Source organism: Bartonella sp. SD1336NMGDW, assembly GCF_042193565.1.
GTDB lineage: Bacteria > Pseudomonadota > Alphaproteobacteria > Rhizobiales > Rhizobiaceae > Bartonella > Bartonella grahamii.
In genome coordinates this window covers 1-11,784 of record NZ_JBHILW010000024.1, presented here as the reverse complement: position 1 = coordinate 11,784, position 11,784 = coordinate 1, and the positions used below count along the sequence as shown (strand labels likewise).

Annotated in this window: 5 protein-coding genes; all 5 read left to right on the top strand. The window is 36.8% G+C overall.

Features of this window, described 5'->3' with window-relative positions; all coding sequences use genetic code 11:
• Positions 1-198: autotransporter outer membrane beta-barrel domain-containing protein (locus ACFIKH_RS08220; RefSeq protein WP_375652059.1), on the top strand; the 198-nt coding region annotated here is incomplete at its 5' end.
• 1,169 nt (positions 199-1,367) lie between these two features.
• Positions 1,368-3,845: an autotransporter outer membrane beta-barrel domain-containing protein gene (locus ACFIKH_RS08215; RefSeq protein WP_375671447.1), complete on the top strand. Its 2,478-nt coding sequence runs from the start codon at positions 1,368-1,370 to the stop codon at positions 3,843-3,845.
• Between the two features lie 653 nt (positions 3,846-4,498).
• Complete coding sequence (locus ACFIKH_RS08210; RefSeq protein ID WP_375671446.1) at positions 4,499-6,910, top strand: autotransporter outer membrane beta-barrel domain-containing protein; 2,412 nt, start codon at positions 4,499-4,501, stop codon at positions 6,908-6,910.
• Between the two features lie 146 nt (positions 6,911-7,056).
• A complete protein-coding gene (locus ACFIKH_RS08205; protein WP_375627446.1) occupies positions 7,057-8,277 on the top strand; it encodes an autotransporter outer membrane beta-barrel domain-containing protein in 1,221 nt (406 codons plus the stop codon).
• A 132-nt stretch (positions 8,278-8,409) separates the two neighbouring features.
• Positions 8,410-11,484, top strand: coding sequence for an autotransporter outer membrane beta-barrel domain-containing protein (locus ACFIKH_RS08200; protein ID WP_375671445.1), 3,075 nt, complete (start codon positions 8,410-8,412; stop codon positions 11,482-11,484).
• Positions 11,485-11,784 lie beyond the last annotated feature (300 nt).

The window sequence follows — 11,784 nt, the reverse complement described above, 5'->3', positions numbered from 1 at the left end:
GGTGATGATGGTACCATTCATATTGGTAGAGACTTTGACCTTGATCCTATGGGACCTGCAATTGAAGGCGGCATTGGTATCAATGCACAACTGTCTCACAATTTCTCCCTTCATGGTGATGTGAATTATCAACAAAAGCTTCAGAAAACTGGTATAAGTGGTGCAAACTTTTCAGGTGGAATACGCTATCAGTTTTAAGGAAAGGCTGTAAATAGCCTATTCATTCTATTCAATTTAATAAAAAGGCAGTATAGTATACTGCCTTTTTTAATCTATGTAAGCTACTATTCTTATCCCCTAAAACTTTTTTCTTTCTCCTCAATGATCTCCTTCTCTGCTATTTACACGAGTCACGCGGCATATTCATTATCGAATTTGTCTATACAGCTAAGCAAAGTGTATTTTTAGGCAATATAAAGAAAACAACATTGGAAAAGATAATGATAAAAGAAGTTCTCTGTTCATACCTTTGCTATCTGTTTCTTCAATCCATTAGCTTAACACCACCCTGTAAGAATTCATTTATATTTCCATGTACCGTTTTTTAGGCAAACCATTTTGACAATGCTTATCCCTATCATTCCATACAATATATTGATTTATAAATATAATTCTTTGTTTTACATGTTGTAATGAGAGTCCCGAATATCGTAGGATTCTCTCATTTCAAACTTGTTTTATGTTGAATCAATTAAAAATTTTCTTGCACGTTACAAGCGGAGCTGGCGTGTGGAGCAAAGTTATATAAGAAAAGCCTAAGAACTCCTATAATGAACTGTCTCAAGAACCAAGAGCTTGTCACAAACATTAGGAGCTAGCAAAGTGTGTGATGGGCTTGCTCTTTTATTAAGCTTAAAGGTATCAGCTTGCTCCTTCGTAAGCGTAAAGATGATGAGACTCTATGGCTTTAGCGTTATAGCATTCATGACCACATCGTCGCGAAATAAGCTTTGGTACCCTTAAAGAAAAGTCTCTTTAAAGAAAGCCTGTGAATAGCCCCCTCATCTCTTTTTCTTATAGCAGAGAAAATTTGCTGATCGTTTTGGTGAGTGCATAAAATAATACATCTCAATGCTATAGAGCTTTTATAACGATTATCCTTAATAGACAATTTTAAATATCATACTTCATAGTGTTTTTAGCATAAGCTTGACCAAGCTAGGTTTTATGAAATCCATTGTTCCCGACTTCTTATGATCATTAAAAAGTTTTTCTTAAGAAAAACTTCAAATCATAGAGAACACCATAACTATAATTCGTTTTGTTGTTTACAATAAAAACATAATGATATAAAAACTGATTGGGTACTTGCGCCATCAGGGGAATGAAGTAAGCATCAAAGCATACCAAATATTAAAGGCATATCTATGTGTAAGAAATATATTTATAAGAAAAATTTTTTGTTATGTACAATTGCTGGAACTTTCATTTTTTCTCATTTTGCTCCAACTTATGCAAATAGACAACCTCCTGAAATTATTAGTGAGTTTAAGCTGGAAAAAGGAGAAGAAAAAACTCTTAATAACGTTTTTATCCGCAATGGATTGAGCGCAGTGCACGCCTCTGAAAAAGCAATTGCCACAATTACAAACTCAACAATACATTCAGCTTCGTTTGCTTTTGCTGTATCACAAGGTGGACGTATTAATGCTAAAGGAGTAAACGTCAATGCCTTGTACACTGGTCTATCGATTTCAAACGGTATCATTAACATTGAAGATTCATTCATAGAAAGCAAAAAACAATCCGGTATTATTTTTCATAGCATTTTAGATGTTTTTGTGAAAGATGGTGAAGAAGTTATCAATAAGGCAATTCTTAACAATACAAAACTTCTTGTGGAAAATGGTGTCGGTATTTTAGGACCATCATCTTCAAAGTCTGTTGCCGAGGTTCAACTTAGAAATTCAGAAATTCGTTCTGATGTACTATTACAAAATAATGTAAAAAAGAAAACAGATTCAGATCCTCATCCTGTGACTTTTGTATTAACCGCCGATAATTCGATTATGGAAGGAAGAGCAAGAACCTTAGCAGTAAATACAACTGTTTTTAATTTAAATAACAACAGCAAATGGTATTTAAATGTAAGTCAATACGACATAAATCGTGATTTTAGTTCATTTAATTATGCACTCCATGATATTAAGCAACGAGCACTATCTACCGTTTCAGTACTGAACTTCAATAATAGCTCTATTGTGTTTAATGCGCCACATAGGCTGGCAAAGGGTCAATATCAAACCTTGAGTGTAGGACGAACAATTGAGATCCCTAAACCACACGAAAACAGGGATTCCGCTATAAAAACCGTTTATAATGCAGTAGGCAATGCAAGGATTTATTTCAATACAGAATGGAGTGATGGTTTAAAAAGAGAACAACAAAAAACGGACCGCCTTCTTGTCCATGGAGATGTATCAGGCACCACGACAATTAGTTTCAATAGTCTTTCAAAAGGTGAGCCATCAAAAGAAGAAGCTTCTATTCCCGCGAATATGCGTGGACTGTCGCTCATTCAAGTATCTGGAAAAACAGATGAAAATGCCTTCAAACTAGCAAATGGCTATGTCACAATGGGCGGTTTGCCTTATAAATATATCTTAAATGCCTATGGACCAACATCACGTCTTGGAGAAGCAGAGAGCACACAAAGCCATTTAGGAGAAGTAACTCAACAATCACAAGAAAAGTCCTCAAAAACCGACACGACCCCCGTTGTATTAGGTGGTGTGGTTTTGAAGATTGAGGATAATATAAAAGGTGAATCAACGGCAAATTCTGAGCAAATAGGGAGCACACAAAACCATTTGAGAGAAAATCAGAATTTCTGGGATTTCCGCTTGCAAAGTGCAACGCTCGATGATGAAGGAAAGATCAGAGCTCTCGTTCCTCAAGTGGCAAGCTATTTGTCCATGCCTAACGCACTATTCTCAGCTGGACTGGCTGATGTAAACAATCAAAACACTTTACTGAACACGATACAAAAAACAGGCTTTGAGAAAAAAAATCATAAAAACAAAGGGATCTTCTTCTCGACTTATGGAAATAAGATGACATTATCCTCTCACCGTACGCCATTGCAATATGGCTATGGTGCCGATATTCACTATGCTGCTTTACAAGCAGGCTTTACATTAGTAGCTCTAGAAGATCAAAACATAACCACCAATTTGGGTCTTTTCGGGACATATGGGAAATTAGCTTTCACCCCAAAAGATATGGAAGGTGCTGACAAGAGTACACTCAATAAATGGTCAATTTCTGCATATAGTGGACTGCGCCATAATAATGGTGCATATATCCATGCTCTCTTTTCTTATGGAATGCTCAAGGGAGATATCACCACAGCTCTCATAGGAAAGACTGCAGAATTGAAAAACGCTGATACATTCAGTGCATCGGCGACCATTGGACAAAAGTTCGAAACCAGTACAAAAGGATTGGTCTTTGAACCACAAGCACAAGTTGTTTATCAGCGTCTCATGCTTGGCACATTCTCAGATGTCGATGGCTTTGATGTAGATATGGGAAATCCTCATCAATACTTAGTGCGTGCTGGTGGGCGCTTAACACAAACGACGATTTCTATTGAAAAAGGCAGTATTCTTTCTCTCTATGGTAAATTGAATATTATTAAAGCTTTTTCTAACAATGACACCATACAGATTGGTGAATCATTCCACTTTGATTCTATAGGAGCTTTTGTTGAAGGTGGACTTGGTGTAAATGCACAATTATCACAAAATATCGCCCTTCATGCTGATGTTAACTATCAACATAAGCTTCAAAAAACTGGTATATCTGGAGCAAGCTTTTCAGGCGGAATACGCTATCAGTTTTAAGAAAAGGCAAAAAACAATTTATAGTCTATGCATTTTTAATAAAAAAGCAGTACGAATGTACTGCTTTTTTGCAATCTATCGTAAAGAGCCATCAATAACGGTTCTTTCTATACAGCTTTCTCGAAAGGATTAATTTCATTCAAACCAAATGCAACAAAATTCCTTATCTCTCAATGACTGCTGAAGTCTCAAGAGAACTGCCTTTTTGATTTATAAAAATTTTTGTATATCGGTAAAAAATACAAAATATTTTAGCTTTTTTACATCAAAAAAATTCATAGTGAATAATTCTATATGCAAGAAAAACAACTGAACGATTTTTGTAAATGCACAACAAATCTTCTCCAAAAACTTTGTAGAGTTTTCATAACAACAGCCTTAAGCAATAAACATCCTTGTAAAATATTTTGATCCTTAGCACTTTAAAACAAAAATACTTATCAAGCTAGGTTTTCTGAAATCCATCTTCGCTGCATTGCGCTTTCTATTTTAAAAGCTCTTCTAAGACCAATTTTTAAACGATAAATAACAAAGCATAATATTCGTTTTGTTGTTTACAATAAAAATATAATGATATAAAAACTGATTGGGTACTTGCGCCATTAGGGGAATGAAGTAAGCATCAAAGCATACCAAATATTAAAGGCATATCTATGTGTAAGAAATATATTTATAAGAAAAATTTTTTGTTATGTACAATTGCTGGAACTTTCATTTTTTCTCATTTTGCTCCAACTTATGCAAATAAACAACCTCTTGAGATTCCTACGGTCCAAGTAGCTAATGGAGAAGAGAAGAGCCTTCATAATGTTTTTGTTCGTGGTAAGTATGATGCCGTGGTTGCTAAGAAAGGTCATATTACCATTACAAACTCAGTAATGCACTCAGGCTTTACTTTGCTTTCTGCAACATCAGGTGGTCAAATTAATGCCAAAGGAATTGTGGGAGAGGCAGAAGGGCATGGTTTGTCACTCACAAACGGCACAATCCATATTGAAGATTCAACATTAAAGGTCATAGGCCACAGCAGAGCCTATGGTATCAATTTTGGTTATATTTCAAGTTCTACAATAAAAGAAGGAGAAGAAGTTGTAAACAAAGCAATCCTTAATAATACAAAACTTCTTGTAAACGACGGTGTAGGTATTTTCGGACCTTATTATCCCAAAACGAATGCAGTGTACCTTAAAAACTCAGAAATTCGTTCTGATATGTTATTAAAAAATGAAGTCTCACCCTTCTTCGAGGTTCAACCTGCTACTTTTACATTAGAGGCTGATAATTCGATTATGGAAGGAAGAGCAAAAACGCTTCCTCAAAATACAACGGTTTTCACCCTAAACAATAACAGCAAGTGGCATTTAAAAATTAGTCTCTTTGAGTTGGAAAATAGTTTTAGTCTATTTAATTATAAGCTCCTTGATCTTAAGCAACGAGCACAATCTATCGTTTCAGTCCTAAACCTTAATAATAGCTCTATCATATTTAATGCTCCGCATAAACTAGCAGACAATCATTATCAAACCTTGCATGTAGGAAAACATCCACAAAAAGCAGAGCAAAACAGAAGCTCCGATGCAACAACGGTTTACAATGCATTGGGGAACGCAAGAATTTACTTTAATACAGAATGGAGTAATGGTCTTACAAAAGAACAACAAAGAACTGACCGTGTTCTCGTTCATGGTGATGTCTCAGGCACCACAACGATCTATTTCAACAATCTTTCAAAGCATGCAGAACCATTCGATGATGAAGAAGATTCAATTCCTTTGAATATGCGTGGGCTCTCACTTATTCAAGTTTCTGGGCAAGCAAATGAAGATTCCTTCAAACTTGCCCATGGCTACACCACAATGGAGGGCTTACCTTATAAATACATACTCAATGTTTATGGACCAACATCCAGCCGTGGGAAAGCCGATAAGACACAAAGTCATTTAAGCGGAATATCACAAGAATCAAAACAGAAAGATGCACAAAATATCAATGCATCATCCCTCAAAAAAGAAAACAATGGACAAGATCCCTTGGAAGAAAATGAGAATTTCTGGGATTTCCGCTTGCAAAGTGCGACTCTCGATGATGAAGGAAAGATCAAAGCTCTTGTTCCTCAAATGGCAAGCTATTTGGTTATGCATAATGCAATATTCTCCTCTGGCTTGGCTGATATAAACAATCAAAATACACTGTTAGATAATATGCACTCAATAGTTTTCGGATTAGAAGGTCATAAACAGAAAGGGATATTCTTATCGACTTATGGCAACAAGATAACGTTATCTTCCAGCCGTAGTCCATTAGAATATGGTTATGGTGCAGATGTTCGTTATGCTGCTATCCAAGCAGGCATGACATTAGCAACGTTAGAAAATCAAAATATGACCGCGAATCTTGGTCTTTTAGGCACATATGGAAAGCTTTCTTTTGCGCCAAAGGATATGGAAGGTTCTGACAAAAGCATACTGGATAAATGGTTTTTTACGGCATATGGGAACCTCCACCATGACAATGGTCTCTATGTTAATACACTTTTCTCTTACGGCATTTTAAACGGACATATTACAACAGCCCTTATCGGCAACACCACAGAGTTAAATAATACGGATACATTAAATATATCAGCTACCGTTGGACAAAAACTAGCAACTGGTGTTGAAGGAGTGTCCTTTGAACCACAAGCACAACTTATTTATCAACACATTACATTTGGCACTCTTTCAGATATTGATGGCTTCCAGGTTAATATAAAGACCCCTCATCAATGGTTGGTCCGTATTGGAGGGCGTTTAACGAAAACAATGCTTCCCATTGAAAAAGATCGTGTTCTTTCTTTTTATGGTAAATTGAATGTCATCAAAGCTTTTGGTGAAAAGCGCACTATCGATGTTATTGAATCTTTCTATCTCGATTCTATGGGCTCTTCCCTTGAAGGTGGGCTTGGCATTAACGCGCAACTTTCTAAAAATATCGCACTTCATGCTGACGTTAATTACCAACATAAACTTCAAAAAGCTGGTGTCTCTGGAATTAATTTTTCCGGTGGAATGCGTTATCGCTTTTAGAAATCTTAGCTCTCTATTTTGACGCATAAGCAGCGCTGAGATGAAAACAGTGCTGCTTATATTTTACTACATTACAAAAAACGTAGTGTGTCAAAAAGTGGTTTATTTTTAGCAAAACAAAGAAAAATATCTTAAGGAACATCTCTATGCATAAGAATCTTTTGTTATGTACAGCCGCTTGTGCTTTGTTTTTTTCTTCTTTTAATTTTACGTCTACCAGTACCGCTTCTGGCTTAAACCCTCAAACACGCCATACCATTGATTTAATAAACACACCAACACAAGCATCGAAAACGACTCTTAACACATCCGCAAAAGCTCATGTGAAATTACCCACAAAAGTTAAGAGAACCGCTACCGCTGATACCGAAAGCACCTCTAAACTTACAGATAATGAAGCAGCCGCAACTTCTGCTTCTCTTGATTTGGCAGAAAAAAGAACAGTTCTTATGCCACAAAAAGAAAGCTCTTTAGTTATGCCTATCGCGATGTTTTCTGTCGGTTTTTCTGATTTCAACAATCAAAATATCTCGTTAGACAACATGCAAATAACGATGTTTGAACCCAAAGATCATCCAGAGAGAGGCGTTTTCTTATCCACTTATGGCAATAAGAGCACCTTTTCTTCCAGCATTCAAGAAAAACAAGATGGTGTTCAAGCAGATATTCGCTATGCTGCATTGCAAGCAGGAGCGACATTAATAGCGCTATACGATCAAAATATCAGCAGCAATTTTGGTCTTTTCGGAACATATGGGAAATTGTCTTTTACGCCTAAAAACAAAGAAAGCTCTCATAAGAAAATGCTTGATAAATGGTCACTCACTGCATATGGAAATATTCAACATGACAGTGGCCTCTATGCACATGCATTTCTCTCTTATGGAATTTTCAAAGAAAATAACACCAGAGCTTTCATCAAACATACCTCAAAAGTAAATAATAGTAAAACATTAGGGGCTGCTGCAACTGTTGGTCAAAAACTGTCAACCAGTTTGGAAGGTGTAATCCTAGAACCGCAAGCACAACTTGTTTATCAGCGTCTCATGCTTGGCTCTTTCTCAGATGACGATAACTCTAAAATAGACATAAGCAAACCTCATCAATGGTTGCTCCGTATTGGCGGACGTTTGACGCAAAACAAAGGCCATGCCCTTTCCTTCTACGGCAAACTGAACGCGATCAAAACTTTTAGTGAAAACCTTCCGCTTGCTGCTATGGGATTTTTAATCGAAGGTGGTTTTGGTATTCAGGCGCACTTATCTGAAAATATCGAGTTTCATAATGATCTCAGCTATCAACATAAATTCAAAAAAGATGGCATATCTGCAATAAATATTTCCGCTGGAATGCGCTATCACTTTTAAAAATACTTGTATTTGCATCTTGAAATACAAAGTACTCTCATTATGTTTCATTTTGTCTCTTACAAAAGAAACATAATGAGGTTAAAGTTTTATCTTTTATGAGAGAGGGGAAATATTTAGGAATACATCTATATGAAAAAAAGTTTTTTACTATACACAGTTTCTGGAGTTCTGTTTTGTTCTTCCACCAGCTTGTCTTATGCTCTTCATGATACGAATGCACAACCTACAATAGATCTCCCGTCTCCACAACCCGCTCATTCAAATGCATCATCTTCATATCCACCTTTAACATCTAGCTCTACAAGAACGATCATACCCCCTCCTCTTACAAAGAGTGAATCTACAACGCCTACTCCTACGAGCACTCTACCTTCCACAACCAAACTTGAAGGAAATTTAGTTCGAAATACAATTTCTTCTTCAAAACAAAACTCTAATCTTAGCCAAGGAAATACACAAACATCAAAGACTAAAGTGGCAGAAGGTGTACAATCTAACCCTACAGCCACACAAGATACTCTTACACAATCTCCAACGACAGAAATAGCTCCAACAGCAGGAATGGAAGTAAAATCTAGAAGACGTTCGGGTGTTTCCACCTCTTCTACAAACTCTTCCAGAGAAAAAATGTCCGAAAATTCTGCTGTATCCTCACAGTCAGAACCTCCTCAACCTGCACCGAATTTACAACCAACACCTATAAACTTAAAACCTACAAGAGCGGAACCTACAAAACCGGCAACAGAGCTATCGCCAGCGCTTAAAGAACCAGAACTCGCACAGCCAATATCTTTAAGACCAGAAACTGGAAAACCAGCATTATCGGTACCACCAAAATCTGTAAAACCAGCGCCCGTACAATCTGCCTCTGCACAAAAAATATCTGAAAAATCAGAGCTTAAAAAACCAATAAAACAACCTGAAAAGTCTACACAAATTGAGGATATAAGCTCCAGAATTGAGGCTGAAAACGGTAAGACCATAACGCTACATAACAAAAAAATTCAAGACAATGGTTTTGCTGTACATGCAGAGGGAAATAATTCAAAAATCAACATGATAGGGGGAACAGTTGATGCGCGTTTTGTTGCACTAAGTGTATCAGATGGTGGAGAAATTGATGCTACAGGTATTACTGTAACAACAGAAACAGTTGGTTTGCTAAACATAGAGGGAACAATCAAACTGAAAGATTCAAGCGTACATGTCACGGGTAATCATGAAGTGGACGGTATTATTTTCCGCAACAATCCGTATAGTGCCCCTAGAAAACGATATACACGCAATGCTGAAAGGAATGCCAACGCCGTTCAAGAACAAGATGGAGCCAATATTGCCGATAAAGTAACTCTAGAGAATACAAGGATTTTCGTTGAACATGGTAGAGGTATCAACCTTTATGGAACAGGCATAAACGGTGAAGTCAACCTTAAAAATTCAGAAATTCGTGCCGATATTTTATTAAAAAATATAAAAAACGAAAATGCTTTCACAAACACCCTTACACTGGTTTCTAACCACTCTTCTTTAGAAGGTGGAGTGAGAACTTCTAAAGATAATAGAACTGTTTTTGATCTAAAAGAAGGGACAAAATGGCTTTTAAAGGCGAATAAAAACGCCCAAAATAATGATAATGTTTCAGATGACCATGTACAGTTTGGTGTTGATAAAAAATCATACTCTAACCTTTCTGAATTGCGCCTTACAGACAGTGCCATTATGTTTGACAAGCCAGTGGAAGGACATTATCAAACTCTGTTTATAGGACCTAATCTTCCGAAAAGAAATGAAATAGCTCATACAGCAGCGGTTTACAGTGCAACAGGTGTTGCAGAAATTTATGTAAATACTCAATGGAATAAACATTCTCCTATCACGGAGCAACAAACCGATCGCATTGTGATTAATGGTGATGTCTCAGGGCGTACTGTTGTTCACATCAATCTCCGAAAAACAGATAAAAAAACAACCGATAGCTCTGCTGTTTGGGGAGAACACATGGCGTCACTTCCTTTAGGGACACATGGGATTTCAATCATTCAAGTTTCCGGACAAGCAAACGAAAATTCCTTCACGTTAGCAGGAAACTATATGACAATAGGGAAACAACCTTATAAGTATGTACTTACAGGCTATAAACCTGGAACATCTCATGAAAGCCAAAACCTTTTTGGTAAGAACAGTAATTTCTGGGATTTCCGCTTACAGAATGCCTACATTGATAAGGATAAAAAAGTTCGAGCACTTTTACCACAGGTAGCAAACTATTTAACCATATCTAATACTTTATTTTCTGCTGGATTTACTGATGTCAGCAATCAAAACACGTTGTTAGACAATATGCGAACAACAGTATTTGGGGCAAAAGACAATAAAAAGAATGGTATCTTTTTCTCTTCCTACGGCGAGAAAGTCACCTTATCTTCCAACCGCGATCCACTACATTATGGTTATGGTGCTGATGTAAACTATACTGCTTTACAACTGGGTGCCATATTAGCCGCCTCGGAAGGCAAAGACATAAGCACACATTTTGGTTTTTTAGGAACATACGGAAAACTTGCCTTTACGCCAAAAGAGATGCAAGATTCTGAAAAGACAACACTTGATAAATGGTCTCTTGCCGCTTACAGCAGCATTCAACATAGCAATGGTATATATCTAAACACACTTCTTTCTTACGGAAAGTTAAAAGGAAATATTACCACAGCTCTTGTTGGGAATGCCGCAAAATTGGACGGTACTGAGATGCTTAATATATCTGCAACTATTGGTCAGAAATTAGCAACCAACACAAAAGGATTGATATTTGAACCACAAGCACAATTCATTTATCAAAATCTCATGTTTGATATCTTCTCAGATGCCGATGGCTTAAAAGTAGACATGGGCAACCCGCATCAATGGTTGGTGCGGATTGGTGGGCGTTTAACAAAAACTATAATGGCTGCTGAAGAAAATAAGGCTGTCTCCTTCTATGGTAAAATGAATGTGATCAGAGCTTTTGGTGATGGTAAAACCATAAAAATTGCTGATACCTTTCATGTTGATCCTACCGGCTCTTCAATTGAGGGAGGCATGGGGGTGAATGCATATCTTTCTCAAAATATTGTATTAAACGCCGATATCAGCTATCGGCAAAAACTGCAAAAAGCCGGAGTATCTGGCACCAATTTGTCTGGCGGGATACGTTATCGTTTCTAAAGCAGAAGCTAATGTTAACTTAAATAAAAGAGCAGCACTTTGTGCTGCTCTTTATATTTAAACTTATATTTTTTTAATTCTCAAAAATCATTATCACATTAAAGAAGATTTTGACTTATAATGTTTCTTTTACATATTGAATAAAAAACTGAATACCATAGCATTCTCTCATCAAAACACCCCATGCATAAAGCTTTTGTGCCTTATATCACCACACTTCAAGCGATGATATTTTTACAGCACAACAGAATAAGCATTCATGCGGATTTTAAAAAATTAGCCCCTTCTTCGCTGTGGACG